At 38.0% G+C, this 25,051-nt stretch carries 18 protein-coding genes and 1 riboswitch; of the genes, 14 read left to right on the plus strand and 4 right to left on the minus strand.

All coding sequences use genetic code 11. The features are described from left to right. Positions 1–32: 32 nt before the first annotated feature. A riboswitch (cobalamin riboswitch) is annotated at positions 33–200 on the minus strand. A 41-nt stretch (positions 201–241) separates the two neighbouring features. The 3 genes from JM64_RS02935 to JM64_RS02945 are packed head-to-tail and all read right to left on the minus strand — an operon-like array spanning position 242 to position 3,020. Then, entirely contained in the window at positions 242–658 is a 417-nt protein-coding gene (locus tag JM64_RS02935; RefSeq protein ID WP_064011430.1) for a hypothetical protein, read from the minus strand. Beyond that, a complete protein-coding gene (gene feoB, locus JM64_RS02940) occupies positions 655–2,556 on the minus strand; it encodes a ferrous iron transport protein B (protein WP_082868257.1) in 1,902 nt (633 codons plus the stop codon). Before feoB ends, JM64_RS02935 begins: the two co-directional genes overlap by 4 nt. A gap of 5 nt (positions 2,557–2,561) precedes the next feature. Next, positions 2,562–3,020, minus strand: a complete 459-nt coding sequence (locus tag JM64_RS02945) for a FeoA family protein (protein WP_064011432.1) — start codon at positions 3,018–3,020, stop codon at positions 2,562–2,564. Between the two features lie 303 nt (positions 3,021–3,323). On the opposite strand from JM64_RS02945, the gene glnA reads away from it, so the two are divergent. Then, positions 3,324–4,643, plus strand: a complete 1,320-nt coding sequence (gene glnA / locus JM64_RS02950; RefSeq protein ID WP_064012479.1) for a type I glutamate--ammonia ligase — start codon at positions 3,324–3,326, stop codon at positions 4,641–4,643. Positions 4,644–4,660: 17 nt separating this feature from the next. Further along, positions 4,661–6,370 (plus strand): YgiQ family radical SAM protein, encoded by a 1,710-nt coding sequence (locus JM64_RS02955; protein ID WP_064012478.1) that lies wholly within the window; start codon positions 4,661–4,663, stop codon positions 6,368–6,370. Here the strand turns inward: JM64_RS02955 and JM64_RS02960 are convergent. Then, positions 6,357–7,445 (minus strand): alanine/ornithine racemase family PLP-dependent enzyme, encoded by a 1,089-nt coding sequence (locus JM64_RS02960; RefSeq protein WP_064011433.1) that lies wholly within the window; start codon positions 7,443–7,445, stop codon positions 6,357–6,359. The two genes, JM64_RS02955 and JM64_RS02960, sit on opposite strands and share 14 nt — an antisense overlap. A gap of 141 nt (positions 7,446–7,586) precedes the next feature. On the opposite strand from JM64_RS02960, the gene JM64_RS02965 reads away from it, so the two are divergent. The 12 genes from JM64_RS02965 (at position 7,587) to JM64_RS03020 (ending at position 25,050) form a co-directional block, all read left to right on the plus strand. Next, positions 7,587–8,390 carry a purine-nucleoside phosphorylase gene (locus tag JM64_RS02965; protein ID WP_082868258.1) on the plus strand — a complete coding sequence of 268 codons (804 nt, stop codon included), beginning with the start codon at positions 7,587–7,589 and terminating at the stop codon, positions 8,388–8,390. Beyond that, entirely contained in the window at positions 8,387–9,382 is a 996-nt protein-coding gene (locus JM64_RS02970; RefSeq protein WP_064011435.1) for a DHH family phosphoesterase, read from the plus strand. The genes JM64_RS02965 and JM64_RS02970 overlap by 4 nt, the downstream gene beginning before the upstream one ends. A 257-nt stretch (positions 9,383–9,639) precedes the next feature. Continuing rightward, positions 9,640–13,227 (plus strand): tetratricopeptide repeat-containing diguanylate cyclase, encoded by a 3,588-nt coding sequence (locus JM64_RS02975; RefSeq protein ID WP_064011436.1) that lies wholly within the window; start codon positions 9,640–9,642, stop codon positions 13,225–13,227. A 50-nt stretch (positions 13,228–13,277) separates the two neighbouring features. Then, positions 13,278–17,228, plus strand: coding sequence for a diguanylate cyclase domain-containing protein (locus tag JM64_RS02980; protein ID WP_064011437.1), 3,951 nt, complete (start codon positions 13,278–13,280; stop codon positions 17,226–17,228). Next, the gene (murB, locus tag JM64_RS02985; RefSeq protein ID WP_082868259.1) at positions 17,212–18,150 is read left to right on the plus strand and encodes a UDP-N-acetylmuramate dehydrogenase; all 939 of its coding nucleotides are present in this window, start codon (positions 17,212–17,214) and stop codon (positions 18,148–18,150) included. Before JM64_RS02980 ends, murB begins: the two co-directional genes overlap by 17 nt. A 37-nt stretch (positions 18,151–18,187) precedes the next feature. Further along, a complete protein-coding gene (locus JM64_RS02990) occupies positions 18,188–19,531 on the plus strand; it encodes an aminopeptidase (protein ID WP_082868260.1) in 1,344 nt (447 codons plus the stop codon). Between the two features lie 17 nt (positions 19,532–19,548). After that, the gene (locus JM64_RS02995) at positions 19,549–20,013 is read left to right on the plus strand and encodes a MarR family winged helix-turn-helix transcriptional regulator (protein ID WP_064011439.1); all 465 of its coding nucleotides are present in this window, start codon (positions 19,549–19,551) and stop codon (positions 20,011–20,013) included. Between the two features lie 44 nt (positions 20,014–20,057). Continuing rightward, entirely contained in the window at positions 20,058–21,479 is a 1,422-nt protein-coding gene (locus tag JM64_RS03000; protein WP_064011440.1) for a PEGA domain-containing protein, read from the plus strand. A gap of 36 nt (positions 21,480–21,515) precedes the next feature. Continuing rightward, positions 21,516–22,790 (plus strand): S-layer homology domain-containing protein, encoded by a 1,275-nt coding sequence (locus tag JM64_RS03005; RefSeq protein ID WP_064011441.1) that lies wholly within the window; start codon positions 21,516–21,518, stop codon positions 22,788–22,790. 30 nt (positions 22,791–22,820) lie between these two features. After that, on the plus strand, positions 22,821–23,603 hold the full coding sequence (locus JM64_RS03010) for a patatin-like phospholipase family protein (RefSeq protein WP_064011442.1): 783 nt from the start codon (positions 22,821–22,823) through the stop codon (positions 23,601–23,603). Next, positions 23,575–24,330 (plus strand): hypothetical protein, encoded by a 756-nt coding sequence (locus JM64_RS03015; RefSeq protein WP_064011443.1) that lies wholly within the window; start codon positions 23,575–23,577, stop codon positions 24,328–24,330. The genes JM64_RS03010 and JM64_RS03015 overlap by 29 nt, the downstream gene beginning before the upstream one ends. Positions 24,331–24,381: 51 nt before the next feature. After that, positions 24,382–25,050, plus strand: coding sequence for an LPS export ABC transporter periplasmic protein LptC (locus JM64_RS03020; RefSeq protein WP_064011444.1), 669 nt, complete (start codon positions 24,382–24,384; stop codon positions 25,048–25,050). The last annotated feature ends 1 nt before the right edge of the window (position 25,051 follow it).

Consider the following 25,051-nt stretch of genomic DNA (forward strand, 5'->3'; position numbering starts at 1 on the left):
TTTGTTGCCATCCCCAGGCTACGTGGTGGATGGCCACCTTCCTTCGTATGTCAGGTCTCCCGACTCGCGGATCATCCTACTCCCTGCGCCTTCCCAGCTTTAAAGCCAGTGGCACTGTGCAGGTTTCGTCCCCGCTCACGGTGGCGGCCCCGTGCCGGATTCTCACCGGACTTCCCTTGGACATACGAAGGGAGGTTTATTTTAACTTGTTTTCTAGTTCATATTATACTACCGCCATTAATTAATGACAACAAGTTTTATTTGCATCTGTACTCATTAAGTCTGTTTTATCAGGTTTTAGCGCAGCTTTTCGTAAGTGGATTACATATATAATTGAATATGCGCCTGTAATCAAGAGCATAACGTCCCCAGGACTCAGTTTATAGATTTCTTCACCAATAAGTACATTAACTATAGAAAATGTAAACGTGAAGAATACATATCCTGCAGCAATTAAGAAAAGTATGCTCCCAACATACAGATGTGCGATTTTAAAAGTGTACTCATTACTTCCAAATTCTTGGAAACCTGATATTAGAACGGACATAAACGACAGTATCACCAAAGAGAACAAATATTGCCCTTCTATAACGTATAAAATGAAGGTTACCAGGGAAAGAATTAACATTATTGCAAGCATTCTGTTAATACTTCTCATAGTATCCACCTTCCCGTTGTGTATACTACCAACGAAAGTAAGTAGGAAATAGCAAGACTGTAAAAAACTGCAAATAATGTATATTTCGAGCTATTTGTTTCACTTTTTATTGCTGCAAGTGTAGCGAAGCATGGCATATAACCAAGTATAAAGGTCATTAGTGTTGCACCTATGAGAGGGTCAAAATGAATATTGGAAACGTTGCCGTAAAATTGTGAAAGCGAGGATACTATGACTTCCTTTGCGACTCCCCCAAATATAAGCGCTGACACTATTTGCCATGAAAATCCTAAAGGTGCAAACAATGGTTGAAGAAATTTTCCAAGCATGGAAACGAAGCTATTATCTACGTCTCCTCTACCTGGAAAATAAGTTAACACCCAAATTACAATGCTTGTAGCAAAAATAATCGTTCCGGCTTTTTCGAGAAAGTGCTTTCCTCTGTTCCACACGTAAGTCAGAATATTTGGGAGTTTAGGAAATCGGTACCTTGGTAATTCCATAACAAGAGGAACCGATTCACCCTTTAGAATTACTTTGTTTACTATCCTTGATGACAAAGCTGTGAGAAGAAGGCTCAAGGCATATATTGCAAAAAAAGCTTCTGCTTTATGGTTTGAGAATGCCACGTTAACAATCAGAAGATACACGGGAATCCTTGCACTACAACTAATGAAAGGCGAAACCAAGATAGTCGTAACTCTTTCGCGCTCGTCCGATAAACCCCGGGCTGCCATGACGCTGCTTACATTACACCCGAAACCTAATAACAATGTCATGAAAGACCTCCCGGTTAATCTCAATGAATACATTAACTTGTCGACTAAAAAGGCTATGCGTGGGAGATAACCGCTCTCTTCCATGATTCCAAGTGCAAAAAAGAGTGCAAAGATACTTGGAACAAATGCCAAAACACTACCTACACCATTTATGATTCCTTGCGATATTAATGAACTCAGTATAGTTTCGCTTCCAACAGAATCTGCGATTTTTTCAAAAAGATACTCAAGTAACCCTACCAAAGGTTCTGATACCTTGAAAGTAAAGTTGAAGGCCATATAAATTAGAGACAAAAATACAGGAATACCTATATACTTATGTGTTAAAACATGGTCGAGGGCTTCTGTAACAGTAAGTGCCTCGCCTGTTCTTTGAATCGAAAGCTGGACAACGTTTGTTATATATTCGTACTTCGTCAAAGGTATTGATGTTTTAATTTCCTGAGAAATCGTCTCTAATATATCCTTTGGACAATCTTTTTTCAAAAACGCTCTTGCATATTTGTCTCCTTCAATAATTTTAACTGCAGTAAATCTCTTATTAAAAGTTTCTTCTACACATTGCTCTATTTCTTTAATTATTTCTTCAGTTTCCTTTCCATAATCTATTACAATAGGTCTTGTTGTTCTTTTGAAGGATTCCACAATCTTTTCTTTAAGCTCTTCGATTCCTTCTCCAGTGTGAGCTGATGTAAGCACAACTGGAGCTCTAAGAAATTTCTCAAGGGAAGACTTGTCAATTTTTGTTCCAGATTTTTTTGCTTCATCGATAGCGTTAAACACAGCGATTACATTTAATCCTAACTCGCAAGCTTCTAAGAGTAAAAACATCCCCTGTTCAGGACTCATACTATCTATGACAACGACAGTAACATTTGGTGGAGAAAAAAGTAGATAATCTCTTGTCAATTTCTCGTCTACAGATGTCGCTGTTAGACTGTAAACACCTGGTAAATCAACAAAATGTAGAGTGTAGTCTTTGTAAGTTGTAGCTCCTTCAATCCTCGTAACTGTAACGCCAGGCCAATTAGCAACGTACTGCCTGGCACCTACTAATTTATTGAAAAGGCTGGTCTTTCCAACATTTGGGTTACCCAATAAGCCTACAGTTATCACCACAGTTTTCAACTCCCTTGCTCGGATTGAGTTTCAGCGCTTGTTACCAGTATCTTTGAAAGCTTCCCAAATCCGATATGAAAGGTTCCCAGCGATGTAACAACTCTTCTGTCACCAAGCAGTCTGATAGTTGAACCTTCCGTTATCCCTACTTTCGATAACCGACGATGTATAATATGCCCTCCCAGAATTTGTTTTACTTTATATAATCCCGGAGTAGCACTGGAAAGAGGTATAATTGAATCTCTAAGTATTTCTACTTCGACAAGACTTGCTTCTGACTGCCTCAAGCTTATAAGTTTATTGAAAACTTTGTATATCCTCGGGTCACCCATCGGCGCACTCTTTACTACTGTTATCGTTACCCCGGGCATGATGCCAATGGCTCTGAGCTTTGGCGAAATTTCGGATTCTTCTACATCCTTGACCATTACTTTAGCACCAACGGGTGCCTCTGACAGTTTCACATATTTCACCTCGCATTTCAGGATTCAGAATTGGGAAGAATGGTTTTAGAGTTTTGTTGAGAGTGATTCTCAATAAGATTGTAAATGGGAAAGAAAAGATTGTCAACACAATTTTTTTGAAACAAAGTGCAGCTCCTTTTTCGTATTAACTTTGCGTTGGACGATATTGCCGGAAATATGTGATTATAATTGACTGTTAAGAGTAAAAGTGATAAAATACAATTATAGTTGTTATTTCGTGTTTTTACTCACTATTTTTAGATTGCGAAGAGTGGGGGGAAAGTTATGGCGTCAAACAAAGACATAACTCGTGAGGAGCTTTTTAGGTTTGTGGAAGAAAACCAGGTCAGGTTTGTAAGATTGCAGTTTACGGATATCAACGGGATGATGAAAAATGTTGAAATCCCTGTTGATGAACTTGAGACAGCTTTAGAATCGGGTATCATGTTTGATGGTTCTTCCGTTGAGGGTTTTGCAAGGCTTCATGAATCTGATATGTACCTTAAACCAGATTTGAGAACAGTTGCCATGCTTCCTTGGACATTTGATGGTCACAGAAGTGCGAGAATTATATGTGATGTTTACAACGATTCCGAACATCCATTCGAAGGTGACCCAAGATATAGGTTAAAGCTTGTTGAAGAAAAAGCTCGAAAGATGGGGTTCATTCCCTACGCAGGTCCTGAGGTTGAATTTTTCATTCTTCCAAGACAAAATAACAGACCTGTTTTCGAATTCTTGGACAGTGGTAGTTATTTTGACCTTCTACCTGTTGATATCGCAGAGCACATCAGAACAGAAGTGTCTGTCCACTTGGAGGAAATGGGTTTGGATGTTGAGACTACTCATCATGAGGTTGCCCCTTCACAACATGAGGTAGATTTTAGATACGCAGAACCTGTTATTGCAGCTGATAACGTTCAAACGGTCAAGCTTGTCATTAAAACGCTTGCTATAAAGAACAATCTCTATGCAACGTTTATGCCAAAACCGTTCTTTGGTGTAAACGGTAGTGGAATGCATGTTCATATGAGCTTATTCACACTTGACGGGAAAAACGCCTTTTATGATGAAAGTGCTCCTGATGGTATTTCTCAAGTTATGAAATACTTCATAGGTGGTTTGATTGCACATGCGCGAGAAATAACGGCAATAACAAACCCAACGGTCAACAGTTACAAAAGGCTTGTGCCTGGCTACGAGGCTCCCGTGAACATTGCTTGGAGTAAAGGAAACAGAACAGCGTTGATAAGGATACCAAAAGCCAGAGGAAAAGCAACAAGAATCGAGTACAGGTCTCCGGACCCATCATGTAACCCATACTTAGCATTTGCTGTAATTCTTGCGGCTGGTTTGGACGGAATTGAGAAAAAAATAGAACCGCCCGCGGCAGTTGAGGAAAACATTTATCAGATGTCCGAAAGTGAAAAGCAAAAACGTGGTATTTACAGACTACCCGCGAATTTAAAAGAAGCACTAAACGAGGCGGAAAATAGCAAGCTTGTTAGAGAAGTCCTTGGCGAACATATTTGGGAAAAGTTCTTAAAATTGAAAGAGCGAGAATGGTGGGAATATTCAACTACCGTTACTGAATGGGAAAGAAAGAAATACGAGAATATATGAAAAATTCTGACTTAAAGATGTTTTTACCAACGACAGAGGAAGAAATAAAACTGCGAAATTTAAAAAGTTTAGATGTTATCCTAGTGACGGGTGATGCCTATGTGGATCACCCGTCTTTTGGTGTTGCTTTACTTGGAAGGCTTTTGGAGGCGAGAGGTTATAAGGTAGGAATAATAGCGCAACCGGAAGGTCCAGAGGATATAAAAAGGCTTGGAAAACCTAATTTATTCTTTGGTGTTACATCAGGGAATGTAGACTCAATGGTTGCAAATTACACAGCATCCCGCAAGAAAAGAAAAAGTGATGATTACACTCCAGGTGGTATTAATAACAAACGCCCAGATAGAGCAGTCATACAGTACGTAAACTGGATTAAACAAACGTTCAAGGATGTCAAGATTGTGATTGGTGGTATCGAGGCAAGTCTAAGAAGATTTGCACATTATGATTGGTGGAGTGATAAGGTAAGAAAGTCGATACTTCTGGATTCAAAGGCAGATATCTTAGTCTACGGAATGGGTGAACGCGCTATCTTAAAGATAGCTGAAAAGATAGCTTCTGGAAAGAGCCTCGATGGTATTTTGGGAACCGTAATATGGAAGAGCTCAATGGAAGGTTTAAACTTGGAAGAACAGTTCAATATCATTCATCTCCCATCGTATGAAGAGGTTGCAAATGACAAGCGAAAGTATGCAGAAGCTTATAGGATAATGGTCGAAAATACCGAACCTTTGAAAAAGGTAATTCTGGTTCAAAAGCACGACAGTCGATACGTTATCCAGTATCCCCCAGCTTTGCCCTTAACACAAGATGAGTTAGATGAGCTTTATTTGCTACCATACACCAGGAGAGTTCATCCTTACTATCTTGCTAAAGGACCGGTAAAAGCTATAGAAACTGTAAGGTTTTCCATCACAGCGGTGAGAGGTTGCTTTGGGAATTGTTCGTTCTGTGCGATTACGAATCACCAAACAACGCATGTTGTTTCACGCTCAGTTGATTCAATAATTGAAGAGGTCAGGATTCTAACCAAAATGCCCGAGTTTCACGGAACTATTGTTGATGTTGGTGGTCCGACTGCAAATATGTTTGGTTTGGTTTGCCCGGTTAGGAATACCAAAGGGCAATGTCTTAGAAATTGTTTAACACCAAACGTTTGTAAGTTATCCTTGACAGGCGAAACTAAAAATGATGCAGCTGCTGAATTCATTGAACTTTTGAAAAAAGTCAAGAGTGTCCCAGGGGTAAAACATGTATTCGTAGGCTCTGGTATAAGACATGATTTGATTCTTGCTTCAAAAAACGCAGATTACACAATATCTTCTCTGGTTGATTTTACATCCGGACAACTTAAATTAGCACCAGAACATGCTCATCCATATGTTCTAAAAATTATGCGAAAACCTTCTGCCGAACAATTCCTAGAGTTCAAAAAAAGGTTCGAAGCAGCAGCAAAAAGGAAAGGTCAGAAGAAATACGTTATTGGTTATTTTATAGTCGCCCACCCTGGGGAGGGTGAAAAGGAAAACATTTACCTAAGGGAATTCATAAAAAAGCACCTTGGATATGTTCCTCAGCAAGTGCAGATATTCACGCCTACTCCTGGCACACTAAGTACAACGATATATTACACAGGCTTTGACCCATTCACCGGTGAAGAAATTTACGTTGAAAGAAGAGACAAGGTTAGAAATGCACTAAAGGAAAACATTATTAATCTTCGGTGAATACTTTTTCCACATACGGACTTGTGAAGGCCCTCAATGCGCAGCCATAGCTCATTCTGAAACGAACTATGTCTCCTAATTTAAATGTTTCAGTACTTTCTGTTGTATCTACTATCAAGTGGTCACTTGATGCGTGAAGAACGTGTAAACCTTTTTCAAGAGGTATTAATCCGTCAGGTTTCACATCCTGCTCGCCTACAGCAAGTATAATTCTTTTTCTGTATCCTTTGTCTTCAAAGTGTGGTGTCCTTCCAAATGCATCTTTCCCGAGCTCTCCAACGGGAACGGACGGTTTGTAATCTACTTCTATAACTTCTGCCTCCAGAATTACTGTGTCTTGTCTTAGATATGGAATATCCCTATCTCCCGTAGCATCGGTTCCAAGTATTATGCCTTCGCCTACCCTGAATTGATTAATCCCTTCTGGTAACGCACCATTTTCCAAAAGAGCGAGCGTAACTGTACTTCCACCGCTAATTACCAACTCGTATCCAAGTTTAGATTCTAGTTCTTTCCCAATTTCTACAAGCATGGTCATATTTTCTTTTGTTGGTAAGACTCCACCGTAACATCCAACGTTTGTTCCTATTCCTCTTAAAATGGCGTGTTTTAGTTTCACTGCAACTGAAAGAATCTCATCAACTGCGTGTTCAAACCAGACACCTTCTCTTAAATCTCCAACATCTATCATGTAGATAATGCTAACGTTTTTATCCAATTCGCCCGCTTGTTTATCAATCTCAAAAGCAGCTTCAGGCATAGAAACCAAGAATTCATCAACCAAACGCACAGCTTGAGGGATTTCTGAGAGCATAGGAATCCTTAGCAACTGGAAGGGACTTGGGACACCATTTTGATAAAGATTTATAATATTCTTCAGTCGAGATTCTCCAATTTTATCGACGCCTGCAGATTTCATTACCTTTGCAATCGCTGGATTTCCAAGCGAAAGTTTCGTCACACCAACAAGTTCTATGCCCCTTGAATGGCAAAATTGTGCAACTTTTGAAGCATTCTCTGTTATGGCGGAAAGATTTATTATCAAACGCGGATACCTTGCTGCTGGTTTTATCATACTGTTCCCCCTTTCAATCTTCATAGTTTTTTGGCTTTGGTTTTGAAGAACTTGTGGTATAATAAAATCAAAAACGAGAACTACAACTCAATTTTAAAACAAGAATGAGATAATGCAAAGAGCTCTTTAGGAGGGATTTTCGTGGATAAGCGGGTTAAAGAAGCATATAAGTATATAGCTTCAAAAATTTCTTCAAAACCCAAGGTAGCACTCATACTTGGCTCCGGATTGGGTTTTTTGGCTAATGGGGTAAAGAACGCTACACATATAAGTTATAAAGACATACCTAGTTTTCCTTATTCTACAGCACCTGGGCATGAGGGAAAACTAATTTTTGGTGAACTCTTCGGTAAAGAGGTTGTTGTTTTGAATGGAAGATTTCATATATACGAAGGATGGAATCCAAGTGATATAAAGGTTGTTATACACACATTAAAACTGCTCGGAATAGAGCGAATGCTCATCACAAACGCTGCAGGTGCAATTAATACAAGTTACAAGCCAGGTGACATAGTTTTAGTTAAGGATGTTATAAACCTTATGTTCCGAAATCCTCTGAGAGGTCCAAATGATGAAGATATAGGTCCAAGGTTTCCAGACATGCTTGGAGTTTTTGACAGAACATGGATGGAAAAAGTAAAGAGCGTCTTTCAAGACATGAACGAGGGAGTCTATCTAGCTGTAACCGGTCCTACTTATGAGACACCGGCGGAAATAAGAGCTTTTAGAAAACTCGGTGCTGACTTAGTAGGAATGTCGACAGTTCCAGAAGTAATCGCTTGTGCACACGCCGGTATAAAGGTTTTAGTATTCTCTTGTGCCACAAATATGGCAGCCGGTATACTTGACCAGCCTTTGTCGCATGAGGAAGTTGTTGAGGTTGCTAACAAGGTGAAAGAAAGATTCACAGAAGTAATCAAGAAAGCATTGGAGGTGCTCGAATGAATCGCGATTTCCTTTCGATAGTAGGCGAACTTAATCTTGCTAAAAAAATTTTAGTTGTTGGGCATATAATGCCTGATGGCGATGATATAAGCTCAGTTCTGAGTGCTACGTTAGGGCTTCAAAAACTAGGCAAGGAAGTTGTGGCATGTATCGACTGGAGAATTCCTTGGTATTTTTACGAGTTTGATGAGACGAATCTTATTAAAGGTTACGACGAAGTGGTTAACAGCGGTTTTGAACCAGATTTTATGCTAATCGTTGATGCATCAAGTCCTGATAGAATTGGACGGTTTCAAGAGTTTCTTGGGAAAGTAACAACGGCTGTAGTGGACCATCATGGTACAAATACACTTTTTGGAACTCTGAATTGGGTTGATACAAAGTTTGGTTCTACGGCTCAGATGATTCTCAGAATTAACACTGAACTTGGTGTATCATACGATGAAAGACTTGCTACAATCAATCTTATGGGAATAGCCACGGACACAGGCTTTTTCAGGTACTCCAACGCAGACGAAATTGTCTTTTCGGATGCGACAAAACTTGTTTCTATGGGCGGAAAAGCATATTTAGTTTCGAGGATTTTTGAAAATAAGAGAATCGAACAGTTTAAACTACTGTCGACGATGGTGGAGCATATTTGCACAGAAAACGATGGAAAGATAGTCTATTCTTACCTTTCGAAAAAAGATTACGAATCAAACAACTGCACGGAAGATGACAGTGGTGGCTTTGTTGGGGAATTACGTTCAATACAGGGCGTAGAACTTGCAATTTTCTTTTCTGAATATGAAAAGAATGAGGTACATATAAGCTTCCGCTCCAAGGATTGGTTTGACTGCAGTAAGCTTGCAGTTCTTTTAGGCGGCGGTGGACATCCAAGAGCCGCAGGATGTACGCTGAAAGGAGAATTATCCGTTATCGTAGAACAAGTTGTTAGAGAAGCTAAATTGATGTTTAGCACACAATTAGAGGCTGTTAAGAATATTTAGAATATTTAGATGCCCAACATTACCAACAAGACAAAATAGCTTTAAGTCTTTGTTGATATCGCTTTTCTTAATTTCCAGGGGGGATAACTACGCGTTTAAACTGCAACCTGGCACTCATTAGAGATTTACTTTGTAAAGAAGAGATTACCGAAACAGACGACGGAAGGGACTTAAAATGGACTTTTGACAGCGGTTTTGTTAACAACTTTCACGACTTTGTAGTCCATTTAAACAGTTACACATTTTCTAAGAGATTTTTGCTCCCTGTTAGAGTAGAACGTGCAGATAAAAATATCTCAGTATTCTTCAGATACTCAGGTGAGAAGCATATTGTAACCTCATCTGGTGAATTAGTCTCGCTATCTTACGAGGAACGAAAGAGACTCATAGAATCAATCTTAAGAATTGCAAAGTTTGTCTTGCTTGGTAATATCCCTCCGTTTCCTGCTATAAGCTTGTTCGATATCTACACATACGCAGGAGAATTTTTCTTTAGACCTCCCTTAATCTTTAGTTCGGAATTTTACAAACAGTTATTGGATAGCTCCAAAATGGTGAAATCATCAGATGGTTTTAACTGTGTTTTTGTTGACGAAGAGTATCTTAAAAATGGCATCTACGATAAAAATTCAACAATGCGGATTTTGGCTGAGATTATTGAACTTTTCGATGAAAACGGAGAAAAAGCAAGTATAGTTTCAAAACTTAAGAACAGTAGCATTACCGTTGTTGATTTAGAAAAAGATATGTTAAGTGATGACACACTTTACAGGATAATTTCAGAAATCACAATTGCTGAGAAAAACTACACAGTGGTCCAAATTGATACTGAAGGATACTATCGTTTATTTAAGGATTACATCGCAAGAATTGATTACCACTTTACAGAAAAAAATGAGACGATATTTTATATAGGCGATGATTTTACAAACGTTGTAAGACAGTTGCTTTTGAAAAAAAGGAATGAATTAACGCAAGAAGAATTCTCAGGCTTGGTGAAGTGCTTATATTCAGTTTGCAAATTTGACACAACGGTTGGTGAACTAATTAATATTTTCAAGAGATTCGGGAGGATAACACTGATTGTCAAAGATGTTGACGAACCGCATTACCTTGTAAGACGATTCTTAGAGATTTTGAAGAATTCTGAAATTAAAACGGTGGTTTTGACTTACAAATCAAAGCAACCGGATAAAAAATTCATTATTGAAATACCAGGGAAGAAGTTATCTGACAAAGATATTGAAGCAAAACTTTCACGTGTGGCGGAAGACTTGCTGTTGATAAAAACCTTAGGGAAGGAATTTGATAGGCAAGACCTGATGATATTCAGTTCAGTAACAGGCAAAGATGGAGAAAGTATGCTAAGAAAACTCATAGAAGAACAATTAGTAAGGTCGGACGATGGTGAGTACATAGTTGATCACGATTTGACATCTCGAATAGAAGATGACGCGCAATTAAAACTAATTCATGAGATGATGGCAAAAGAGTACAGTAGACACATTAGTCCATATAATCAATACGCGCTTAAAGCTGCTTTTCACTACCTGCGGGCTGGTAGGGAACTATCTGCAGCAGTTACTTATCTTAGGTTTGTGAAGATAGGATTGGAAAAATACACATTTTCTCCTTCTTTTCTGTCGGATACTTTATACGAAGCTTACGAAATCTTAAAGAAAAATTGTAAAGAAGAATCATATGCATTCCACAAGTTGAGACTTGAACTTGAAAATCGAGCAGGAATTAGTTTAAATTTTAAAAGCATACAGCTTCCAGAAAAAAGAATTTTTACTTACCTGAAAGCACTTGAACTATTCGTTGAAGAAAAGTATTTAGACTGTGTTTCTTATATTGACGATATTTTGAGGTCCTTCGAACTAACAAAATACAAGTCATTAAAACTATCTTTTATCAAGGAAAGAGCATACTTGTCGTATTACGATAAACTATCAGATACTGGTCCTGACGTTGAAGAAATTCAAAAGATTAAAATTTGGAACGAAAAATGGGCCGAGTTAAAGGCGGAATGGTTATGGTTAATTGGCAATGCTTTGGTATACACGAATAGGAAGAAAGCTACAGTGTTTTTAAACCAAGCACTGGAGATTGCTAATCAGTACAGTTTGAAACATCTTTTAGTAAGCATATATAACTCATTTGGTATAGCGTACCATGGATACCTACTCTCCATAGTGTATTTCAAAGAAGCCATAAAAATAGTGGGTGAAATTGGGTACACGCGCCGCAGTTTGACCCAGAGGCTTAACCTGGCACATGAGTTACTTTATTTTGGAAAGTTCAAAGAACTATTTACCGAGTTTTCCTTGTTAGAAAACTCTCACAAAGATTACTTAAGTTATTCTGATTTATCCTTCTTGTACAGACTCCATGGTATGGTTTATTCATATCTGCAGCGTTACGAAGAAGGTTTAAGATACTTTAAGAAAGCTTTTGAAATTGAATCTGAGAAAAAGTTACCTCATCACTCTTTGCGAGGATTGATTCTCCATGAAATGCTTTGCGGGAATAGAGAAAATGCAAAAGAATTGATCCAAAAACACCACGACGATCCAGCAATTCATGCAAGAGCCTTTGAATATTTCACCGCAATGATAATGGCTAAGGATGATGAGGAATTCTTTAGAGCGTGGAATGATTATATTACATCGAATTACACTTTGCTGAGAGAAGAGATTTTATACCTATTTGTAGAGCAAATCTACAAGGTCGACAAAGAGAGATTGGCTGATGAGCTTGACAAATGGGACAGTTTCTATACTTCGGAAATGACAAAACTCTCTTTGCTTTACATACTTCTGGCTAAGCAAAAATATTATGAGCTAATTCAAAATGAGATCAAACGCGATTTAGTAAAGCTAAGAATCGCAAGGATTGTTTTTGATTTGGAAATTGAAAAAGACTTTGAGCAGCCTTTGAAGGATATTTTGTTTGTTGATTTCCAAAGAAATGCAGTGGAAAACGAGATAGTTGATACACTCGAGATATTAAAATCAATCGACCAAAAGACAGGTTTGGATGAATTTCTAATGATACTTTCAAATATATTGATTAATCTTTTCGAGCCCAATCATGTTTTTGTATCAGTGAGGGATAAAAAGACGAATCTAAGAGCATCTATAGGCATTGCGACATCTGATGAAAAGAAAAGCATTGTTACATTTGACCCTCTCGAGGTGCATATCAAGGATAATATAGACAAGGATAGCGATTATCTAATATTCTTCTCAAGCAACCGTTCAGTGTTGTCGGAAGAAGAGAAAAAGGATATATGGGATAAGATAACTTTGTTGGATGAGTTATTTGCAAGTCAAGTAAGAGGCATAATATATAGAGAAAGGGCAACGAGGGATGTTTTGACAGGGCTATACAACAGATGGAGATTTTTGGAAATTCTTCAAGAATACATGGAAGAACCCGCTGTTTCACGAAAGGAAAAAGAAGTAACTGTCTTTATAGCGGATATAGACAATTTCAAGAAAATTAATGATACTTACGGTCATTTGACTGGTGATATGGTGCTGAAAAATATTGCTACTATTTTGAAAGATGACATTGGAGAGAACGGGATTGTTGCAAGATACGGAGGTGAAGAATTCGTTGGTGCGATGAAAGTAGACAAAGCAAGGTGTGTTGAAATATGTGAAGGCGTTCGAAGGGCAATAGAAAAGACTTCCTATGATATTTTCGGGTTTCAAGTAACGATTAGTTTTGGAATTGCATCTTCTTTTGAGAAACAGAACATAACTGAGCTGATAGGACTTGCAGATAATAGATTGTACATTGCTAAAGAGACCGGGAAAAACAGAGTCTGTTTTTCCTAAGAGCTTGTTGAAAGTTTTTAGTTTAAATTTAGCGGGAGGCGTGGTATAGGTTGGAAATACTCGAATACATTGGTGATACCTACTGGAGCAGTGATTATATCGTTGAAATTCAGGGTTACAAAAAAGTAGCGAAATTCGTAGAAAAAAGCTTGATTAAAAGTAAGGCAGATGCTATTCTGCGTTCAGGACTAGCTCGCAACGTTTACGGGCTTATAGTTCCTGAAATCTTTTATTTTGAAGAGGGCGAACGAGATATTCTTGTATATGATATTCCTTCGTATGATTCTATTAGCAGGTACGGACGTGAACATGTTGAGAAACTCCTTCCACAGTTGCTTTCTATTATGAAGACAGTCTTACATATTCCTGGTCTCTTTGTTCCTTACATGGGGCTAGATGACTTAGTTATTGTTAACGATGAAATTAGGATATTTCTGCCGTTGATACAATCTTTTGAACATGTTGAAAGTATGGCAAAAACTGGAAAAGTGTTTGCTGCTCCCGAATACTTCAGAAAAGAAATAACAGACAAATCAACAATCTATGTCTTTGGCAAAATAATCCACGATTTGACTAGCAATGAAGAGCTCAAAAGAATTGTTCAGCGTATGATAGTTGAGGAGCCAAGTCAGAGAGACTATGTGGAGGAGATTCCTTTTCAGAATGTGTTTGGTTCCAAGAAGATTCTGACTATAAGAAGAATTCACAGAGAAGAGGAGAACCAAATAGTAGAACTTGTTCTACGACCACTGCCAGGGCAAGGCTTTATAGGTGTTATAGGTCCACAACGGATAGGTAAAACTACCATGATTGAGAATTTGCAGAGTAACTTCAGGCAAAAAGGAATACCTTTTTTGCACGTTACCAGTGGATCTGATTTAATTGCACAAACATTGCAAGTTTGTTCAGACAAAGTATCAGAGAAGCTGGTTTCGAGTTTATCTTATTGTCTGGAAAACGTTTGCACTACAGACACAGTGAGCATAGATGTGGTTCAAGCTTTGACGCATCTTGATAACGTGGTTATATTCGTTGATGACTATCAAGAAGCAGATGAACGACTGAAATCATTCTTAAGAAGACTTGCAAGCTTTGACAGTACTGGGAGAATAAAAATTCTTGCTTTCTCTGTTGAGGACTCGGAAGACTTCCATCTTCGTGTTGAATTAAAAGCGTTTGACAAACATACAATAAAAAGGCTTTTAGACTCGTCTTTCTTAAAAATACAAAATCAAGACATCCTCGTTGATTGGCTCTATGCTGCCAGTGGAGGCTTACCAGGGCTTATAGTTGAATACCTTAGATACCTTTACGAACAAGATGTACTAAGAAAAGAGCACGAAGGATTTGTTTTCGATGCGGAAAGACTTGAAGAAGTTAGGGTTGAATCTATTTTTGTCGAGAGAGTAGAAAAATTCAAGAACTCAAACGCGAAATATCTTTCAGTTCTCGGGCAAAAGTTTAACCTGGTAGAAGTAGAAACCTTGGAAAAGTTATTGGGTGAAAATATAGATTTGACAAAGCTTCTAGAAGATGGGATACTTTACAGAGAATACAATATAATCCGCTTCACACTCAAACAGTATTGGGAAATACTGTACGAATCGATTGTTGAAGAGGAAAGGTTAGAACTCCATAAAAAATTGGCATCTTCTTTGGCTGACTATGAGAAGAGGGCTTGGCATTTGGAATCATCAGGAAATGAAGTGTCAGCTGCTGTTGCTTATCTAAAGTACGCAATGGAGCTTCTAAATTTTTACGCATCTCCATCAGTTATATACGCTGTGCTACAAAAAGCGAGAAAAATTCTTAAAAATCGAGAGTCTTACGCTTATTATAAATTCCTACTCGAACTTGCTGAACGAACAGAAGACGAAAACTATATAAGAGACTTGGACATTCCGGATAAAAAGATATACGTCTATCTGAAATCGTTCAAATACTACTTAGTTTACGACTACAAGAACGCAGTAGAACTTCTCAAAAATTCGCACGTCGAGCTTGGACCGTTTGGTAATTTGAAGCGTGAGTTTTTACTATTACGGTCCGAAGTGGGACAAGCTCCTGGAAGAAAAGATTATTACGAAAGAGCAAAACGAATAATGGAACAACTTGACGAAAACAACCCGTTGCACGTGAGGCTTCTTATTGACATTTACATATTTATGTCGGTTATAGCTCGTTCGAACCCATCAAAGGCTTTAGAGTACTTAAGAAAGGCTGAAAAGCTAGCACTTGATTGCAATGTTGCACATAAACTCCCATCGATTTATAACAACATTGCTGTTGAGATTACAAACACCACTATTTCTATGCAGTACCTTGAACGAGCAGTAAAGGCTGCTGAAAACATTGGGTTGCCTGCTCGAAGCTATTTATCAAGGTTAAACATACTTTCCCACGCACTTTATGCAGGTAAGATAGGAGAATTCATATCTGGTATTGCTGAATTAGAACCAAAACTTGAAATGTTAAACTTAAGAAATGAGATAATCTTTGCACAAACACTAGAGGCTTATTATCATAGTTATAATTTCGAAGTTGAAGAAGCTCTTCAACATATTGAGCGTATAAAAGAACGTTACGGGGTGGATAGTTCATTCGACATTTTTGCTGTTCACTTTATAACAAGAAACCTTCCTAAAGCAATGGAGTACAAACAAAGTGTCTTGAGTAGCGAGGAGTATGATGAAAACACAAAGGAGATTGTCGAGGTCATTTCTGCAGTCGGAACAGAGGAGTTTGCAATAAAATGGAAAAAGTATAGAGATGCTGGTTCTAGGTATTTCAGGGAAGAAATAGTAGCAGTTTTGGGAAACGAATTGGCAAGAACTGTTCCTGAATTATTCAAAGAGGAACTTGAGTATCTCGAAACGAACTACGTGCTTGATGGAGCTTTGTTATCCTTGGCAATGGTGTACGAAGGATTTGGTCATTACTATAAAGCCCTCGGTAATGAATACAAATCAAAGTCATACTATTCTAAGGCGATAACTATTTATAAAGACATAGGACTTGAAAATGCTGCTAGAATGTTATGTGAACTCTACGGAGTCGAATTAGAAAAAGACGAAAAAGAAAAGCATTCAAAACAACTGAGCACGCTTTCATATGATTTGCTCTCCAGTTTAAAAGCAATTGACCCGAAAACAGAGCCGGAGAAACTTTTAAATTACTTTGCCGCGAAAGTTTTGTCGCTGATACCAGCTAGAAGCCTTTTGCTTAGGCTTTACGATAAGGTTCTAGATAAAACATTCGAAACGAGCTTGGGAACAGCAGACAGAGAAAAACCAGTTAGAGAGACTTTAAGTGTGGCTCCATTGGAGCTATACGTTAACGATAAAATTGACAAGAACGCAACGTATGAACTTTGGCTTTCAAACCAAAATGTTCGATTTCCTGAAGAATACAAGAATGAGCTTTTACCAATCTTACAATTACTTGAGTATAGTTTCGTAGCAGTTATGAAGGGAACACTAACATGGCTAAGAAGCTTAATAGACCCTCTCACAAAACTCTATACGAGGTATCATTTCAGCGAAGTGTTGCAACATTACTTTGAAAAAGCTCAATCTGAGCAAGGGGAATTAAGTGTTGTTATGTGCGATATCGACAATTTCAAGAGGATAAACGATACATATGGTCACCTTACAGGTGACGCAGTCTTAAAGGAAGTGGCAAGAATATTGAGAGACAACGTGCGTTCAACAGATGTTGTAGGACGTTTTGGTGGCGAGGAATTCGTTTTACTCTTCCCGTCAACGGGTGAGGAAGAAGCAAAGACTGTTGTTGAAAGATTGAGAAGATTAACTAGGGATTTGAACAAATTCCCATTTAACATTACCCTTAGTTATGGAATAGCGGTTTATCCTGCATGCAAGGTCAACGATTCCGAAGAGTTGATACAAAAAGCGGATATTGCACTATACCATGCTAAGAACACAGGGAAAGACAAAATTGTTGTTTATACGGAGGGAATGAGCGGTGGATTACACGCATGATGCACTTAGCGAACAAATCAGGGGCTTTAACAGGAGGTTGGTTGAAAAACTTTGGGATTTAGGATGTGATCTGTTTTTTAACGAACAGCTTTCACATCATGTTAGTTTTAGGCTTGGTGGAAGTGTTCCACTCTTCATAATTCCAAGTTCAATGGAAGGGTTTTTAGATACGTTAAGGCTTCTCAAAGAATATGAGGTCCCTTTCAGAATAATTGGTAAGGGAACGAATATAATTCCAACAGATGACGAAAAGGATTTTGCAGTTATCTCGACGGAAAGAATAGACTCCATAGAAATTCACGACGAATTGATTAACGTATCAGCTGGAATGTCATTCAAGACCCTTTGTTTAATAGCACTTGAACATTCACTTTCAGGTTTGGAAAGGGCTTTTGGTTTGCCAGGTAGTGTTGGTGGAGCTGTCTACATGAACGCAGGTTGTTATGGTTGGGAAATGGCTCAAAACGTTGTTAGTCTCAAAGTGTTTGATGGAAAAAATGTTATAACCATAAGTCCTTCTGAGGCACAATTTGGTTACAGAGATAGTATATTCAAACACGAAAAATCTCTGATAATAATCTCAGCAGTTTTAAAACTAGCAAAAGGTAACAAGGAAAGTATCCGTGAAATAATGATTGATACCATGCGAAAACGTTACGAGAAGCAACCGTTAGAATATCCTAGTGCTGGTAGCGTTTTTAAAAGACCGAGGCCTGATTTTTACGTTGGGACAGCTATAGAATCTCTTGGTTTGAAGGGTTATCAAATAGGTGGTGCACAAGTTTCCGAAAAACACGCCGGGTTTATAATTAATAGGGGAAATGCAAAAGCCTCAGATGTTTTGAAATTGATTAACTTTATCAAAGGCAAAGTTAAAGAATATTACGGCGTGGAACTAGAAACAGAGGTCGAAATCTGGTAAATTATATAAATCCTAAAAAACCTGGAGGTGGCTGAAAATGGGACTGAATGAACTAGTATGGAGAAAACGAACAAGGGAAGAGATTGAACATTTTTCCGATAGGTACAAGGAATTTATTGATTATGCTAAAACTGAGCGGTTAGCTATCGAATATTTTGAAAAAATACTTTTGGAAAATGGATACATTCCTCTCGAAAAATACACAGGAAAGGAAAATAAAGTTTTCTACATAAATAGGGAAAAATCGCTGGTTGCAGTTAACGGAGAAATACTGAACGGTATTAATTTTGTTGCAGCACATGTCGATGCTCCAAGAATTGATTTGAGACCAAACCCATTGTATGAAGATTCAGGGATAGCACTTGCGAAGACCCATTATTATGGTGGCGTTAAGAAATATCAATGGTTGAGTTTACCCCTGGCACTTGTAGGTGTTGTTGTAAAAGAAAACGGCGAAAAAATTAAAGTGTGCATAGGCTGTGAAGACAAAGACCCAGTTCTTGTTCTTCCCGATTTGCTCCCTCATCTGGATAAAGAAGACAAAAAGGTAAGTGAACAGTTCAAAGCAGAGAAAATGAACGTCATACTTGGTTCTATACCTTTAGAAGGTGAAGAAAAAGAACCGGTTAAGAAATACATCCTGAAGCTTTTGAAAGAGAAGTATAACATTGAAGAAGAAGACTTCATAAGCGCTGACTTAGAGCTTGTTCCCGCTTTGAAACCACGGGATGTGGGCATAGATAGCAGTTTTATTGGTGCATATGGTCACGATGATAGAATATGCGCTTTTGAGGGTGTTATGGCATTACTGAACGCACAACCAAAAAGTAAAGCTATAGGTGTTATTTTGTTTGACAGGGAAGAAATCGGTAGCGAAGGTGATGCAGGAGCTCAAGCAAGATTTTACAGAGCATTTTTGAGAAAGATGCTTTCTGTTAAGGGATTTAATGATACCGAACAATTGCTAGATGAGATTATTGATAAGTCAACAGTTCTATCAGCTGATGTAACCGCCCTTTTTGACCCATCTTATCCGGATGTTCATGATAAGCTCAATGTTGCTAAATCAGGTTACGGTGTTGCTATAGTAAAATACACTGGCAGAGGTGGAAAAGGTGGGGCAAGTGAAGCACATGCTGAACTGGTTGGCAAAGTAAGAGCTATACTCAATCGAAATGGTATCTCTTGGCAGGTTAGCCTCTTGGGTAAAGTTGACGTTGGTGGTGGCGGAACTGTTGCAAAGTTCCTTGCAAAAGAAGGATTTGATACAATTGATATAGGACCTGGGTTAATGAGCATGCACGCTCCCTTCGAACTAGTTTCAAAAGCGGACCTTTACGAAACTTATCTCGCATTCAAAGTTCTTATGGAAGAGTTGTGAAAAACTGAGGTGGTTCGATGTTCGGAGAAATAACTTATTCAGAGAGCGATTTGAAAAACGGGTTGCCTGCACACTTAGAACAATTGCTAAGGACCATATGTTTTAGAATACGAGTACACGGTCGTGAGGCTCTGAAGAACTACAGCATTACTGCAGCACAATTTGACTTACTCCAAAGGGTCTATTTCAACGGTCCCCAGACGATGACGAAATTGAGTCAATCTTTAGGTATTGCAAAAAGTACAACTAGCGGCCTTGTTATGAGGCTTGTGAGGGATGGATTTTTAAATCGAAGAAGAGATGAAACGGATAGAAGAGTTTTTAAGGTAGAAATAACACCTCTTGGCGAACGAGTGATAAAAGCTGTTATAGAGATGCGAGTCAAATACATTGAAGAGGTTATCACGCAAATATCTGAGGATAAGACAAAGCTAATTCATGAGGCTTTAGACGCTCTTTACGAGGTTATAAGTTCTAAATAATCTGAGATTCCGAAATTCTAAGTTCTAATAAGGGGCGAATCTCGTTGAGAGAAAATATGAAACTTGGAAGTTTGTTGAAGCTTGCTTTTCTACTAATAGCATTATTTTCAGACCTTGCTTTCTCGCTAACAGTTTACGCACCTAAAGGAAGTATGGTTTACTACAATGACAAATTTGTAGGGGTTGTGCAAAAAGACTCCATAAGTTTCAACGCAGAGTTTCCAGGAACTCTCAAGGTTGTAAAACCCGGTTTTGTGCCGTTTGAAAAAACTCTTACAGACGATGCGACTGTAACCGTAGAACTCTCATTGCCATCATTCTTGAATCTAAAAGTAACTCCGAAAAATGCACGGGTTTTTGTCAATGGTCAATTGGTTGAGGTTGATACTTTCAACGGTACCGCAAGACTTCAGATAAATTCTGGGGTTCACGAAATTAAAGCAGAAGCTCCGGGATATGCTACCAAAACTCTCAGAGTCGAAATCAACCCGTATGAAGAAAAAGATTTGGAAATAACACTGAAAAGAACGGTAACATTGAAATTGGTTTCTGAAAAAAACATCGACAATGCTATCTTAGGCGGCATGCTAATAAACTTACCTTCAACGATAGAGGTAGAGCCGGGTAAATACAAACTTTATTTACCAAATATCTTTTTGAAGAGCATTCAAGAAATTGAGGTACCGTTTCTTGATGAATATGTGTACAAAGTCGACTCTACCCAGATGTTTAAATTGATAATTGATGGAAGCCCTGCTGGAGCTTATGCTTGGATATCAGGTCAAATTTGGAAACTTCCAACAACGATAGTACTACCGGAGAATAGTTATGATATTCGAATATTCTCCCAAAACTATGAAGATTATGAAACAAAGGTTGAGTTAAGGAAAGACACGAAGATTTTCTATAATCTGAAACCTAAATTGGAGGTAAGCCAAAGAACAGTTAACAACAACTATGTTATTGAGTATGATGGATATGTAAGGGACAGAGTGGTTGTCAAACCGTGGTTTACGACGATAAAAGATAATGCGGGAAATATAGTGTGGTATGGTTTCAGCGATGGAAGTCTTAAAAACCTGCCTAAGACCGTTCCTATCTTGATAAGTAAAGATATGATTTGCATGGTAGGAACTACGATATTCAAAGGACCCACGATTTTACAGGTGGCGTCAGGCACTAATATTCTCGTTTTCGACAATAGAAGAGCTAAGAGCGAAGAAAGGATACAAGTGGAAGGGCCCACAGTGATTGACACTGAGGACAGGGTTTTGGTGAATGTATATTCAAAAGATGTCTGTGAAGTTTACTGGGATGATGAATTTATAGGGAATACCCCGATATATTTCTTTGTCACATCAGCAGGTAAGCACAAGTTAACTTTTGTACGAAATGGTTTAAAGGTTAACGAACAAATTGTTGATGCAAAGCAAGGACAGCTCAACGAATTTCGCCAATCGTTTTGAAATATCATTTCCAGACCACAACGTGAGGTGAAGGGCATGAGTTATGTTTTCTATCGGTTGTTAAAATATCGAGGTATCATCCCTCTTTTCCTAATTTCCATTAGCATCTATGTTTTTTCTGCCACAATAAAAGACCTTTCTCCATCCGCAGCTGAATATAAAGCTGTGAATTTCCTTGTAGAACAAAGGATTATGGATGTAGATGCCAATGGAAACTTTAAACCTTCTTTGCTTATAACGAAATTGGACCTTGCACGCTATTTGTATGCAATTATAGATAGATATAATTTAACAAGTTTACAAAGTACCAAATCTGATGATTTGGTAAAGCTTGAATCAAGGATTACTACATTGGAAAGGCAGATATCTAGTATTCCTTCCAGTCAGTTTCAAAGTGCTTCGGCTTTACAAAGTGAATTGAATGATTTAAAAAGAAGGCTTTTAGCAGTTGAAAGTAAAGTTACGAACCTTGAAAATAAAAGTACTGATTCTTCAAAGGACCAGCAAACAATTACCTCACTACAGAGTGAACTTTCGGCACTAAATAAAAGAGTTACTGCTGTTGAAAATAAAATTTCAGCACTTTCCCAATCAAAAGATTTTACTAAAGACATAGCGCAATTGACAGCTCAAATAAATAGTTTAGAAGCGAGACTAAATGAATACGCTCAACTTAAGTATTACGGTGATGAAATTGAAAAACTTAAAGCAAGGGCAACAGATTTAGAAAAAAAGGTTAACCACGCAACAAATACTATTAATTCACTATCAGAAAAAGTTTCCAAACTAGAAGCAGGTACTTCGGAAGATATTAAGAATTTGCAGAATTTAACTTTGGCGAATATAAACGATTTGAGAAATCAGGTATTAGCGGAAATTGAGAAATTAAAGTCTCGAATTGGAACTATTGAGGAAGTTTTGGGAAAAGGGCAAGACTTTTTACAACGTTTAGAAGCCTTGGATGCTTTGACAATAATCAATACATTCTCTAACTTGGAAGTACTTTCCAACCGATTTGACCAACTTGAAGCAAGATTCAAAAAGCTTGAAGATGGTCTTTCACAAGTGGTCTTGGAGCAAAAATATATTCTAGACAAACTTGTCATTTCTCAGAATTCTGAGGAAAAGATAGACTCTTTAGAGCAAAAAGTTTCTCAACTTGAATCTTCTAATACAACTAATAACGAGAACTTGAAAAAACTTTCATCGCAAGTAGAGAACTTAAACAGTCAATTGATGACTATGCGAACAATAACTTACATTAGTTTGTTAGTTGCCATAGTCGCAGGAATTCTTGTACTTCTCAAATGAATGTAGAATAACCAGAAAGGAATTGTGATTATGGTTGGACTTGCTCTTCAAGCCGGAGGCGTAAAGGGATTTTCGCATATCGCAACACTGAAAGTTTTTGAAGAATGCAACGTCAAACCTGATGTTATTTCAGGTTCATCGGCAGGTTCTATTGTTGGTGCGTTATATGCATTACATGGCAGTTCAGAAATTGCTTACAAGGTCTTTGCTGAAACAGTTCGTAAATTTCTCAAAAAACAAAGAACAAAACCTGAGCCAATAATGAATTTAGAGATGGTTATAAAAGATGCTCTTTACAGCCTGGATGAGTTCTACCAGTTTTTCAAAGAAATGTTTGGTAAGAAAAAATTTTCAGAGATAAAGACCAAACTTTTAGTCGTAGCTTTCGATATTGAAACTTGGAAGAGTTTCGTTATAGATGAAGGTTATCTTGTCGATGCGGTTCTAGCAAGTTGCACTGTTCCCGGAGTGTTTGAGCCTACGTACATTGCGGGTGCTCGAATGCTTGATGGTGGTGTTTTATCACCAATTCCTACTTTTGAATTAAAAGACTACGGGGCTGATACCATAGTAGCTAGCGCTTTTGAAGAACTAATACCACCGTACGCAACACATACGGAACTCATGCTTACCGTAGATGCAGTTAAAGAGTCGTACATTGTGCAAAACGAACTCAGTGAAGCGGATTTCACATTTTTTTATCCCGTAAGTGTTAACTGGCAGGATTTTGCTAAATACGAAGAAGTTTATAAAAATGCTTTAATTGTTGCAAGGAGAGTGAAGGATGAGTTTGAGAATTTCATTAGGCGGTGATATTCCACATTATTTGGGAGCTATTGGACTCTTAAATGCTCTTTCGGAAAAGAAGGTTACAGAAAGAGAAGATTTAGAGATACATTGTAGCGGTTTTTCTTGTATCCCTTTGATTTTATGGACATATCAAAGAAATAATTCATACAACATTCTTTCAACAATGTGGGGTGAAGCTTCCAAGTTTTTCAAAGGTATCTCTAAACCTTCCTTACCAGACATTGGGAAAGACATTCTGCTTTTGTATAAGATGCAGAAAAAGGTAGATTTAGAGTCATCAAGACAAAAACTCAGTGAATTTGTTGAGAAGTGGATTCCAAATGTGGAAATTGAAGAGCATGACAAAATAAAAATACATGCTTTTAATTTAGATAAAAAACAGAATGAAATTCTTTACGGCAATGCAAGAGAAGTTTTAATACATGCTCTTCCTTATCCTATTGATTTTGCTCCTGTTGACGGGTATATTTCTTCAAGTTGGGTCGTTGGAATTCCTGAAGGTGATGGTATAATATACATTGATTGGTATGTTCCTTTTGAACCTCGTAGGGCCACTGACTTCCTTCTGATGGCTACCTTTGCCAGGACATCTTCTCTTATTAAGCGTGTAACTGAAAAAGCAAAAGCAACAGTAAGTATCAGACTTAGTGGTTCCGCTTTTACGGATTTTAGATACGTCAGTAATCGTTTTTATTTAGCTGGTAAAGAGCTCATAGAAAAGTGTTTGTGATCAGCAATATCGAAATCTAAAGAAAAATTAATACACTTCGGAGGGATGCTTATGAAAAGGTTTTTTAGGATAGCTGGCATTATTATTTTATTGGTTGCCGTTGTAGTAGTTTTGACTTCTCAAACCTCAACAACGGCAACTCAGAAAAAATCTAAGACAGTGCGGGTTTCAGCAGATTATGTTGAACCAAAAAGTGACGTTATTTACTACAAAGGTCGTGTTTTTGTAAATATCGATGAGGATAAGGTAAGTCTTAGAACAACGGAGATGTACGTTAAAAAGGTTGGAGACAAGTGGAAAATCGTAGAAATTCCAACTAAGGTCGAATTCACATTTGATGGTGGTAGCGCCGTTGCCGATAAAATGACCTATGACTTAGATAACAGAACGGGTGTTCTGACCAACTCGACAGTCACTATTATTGATACGAAAAGTAATGAGAAAATAATTGTGGTTACGGACAACCTAAGTTACGACCTTGAAAACGACAAATACAGTGGAACTAAAAAAGGCGGGGTAAGTATTACAAAAGGTGACATAACCGCTGTGGCTGACAGGTTCGAATATGACAAAAAGAAAGGAGAAGTTTATCTTTACGGAGCGGTGGTAATTAACGACCCGAAAAAAGGTATTAAGATGACAGCATCAGATGCTGTTATATACACCGAAAAGAACGACATGAAAGCTAACAATGTTAGCATTGAACTGAAGGTTGATTAAA

The organism is Fervidobacterium pennivorans (assembly GCF_001644665.1).
In the GTDB taxonomy this organism is placed as follows: Bacteria; Thermotogota; Thermotogae; order Thermotogales; family Fervidobacteriaceae; genus Fervidobacterium; species Fervidobacterium ngatamarikiense.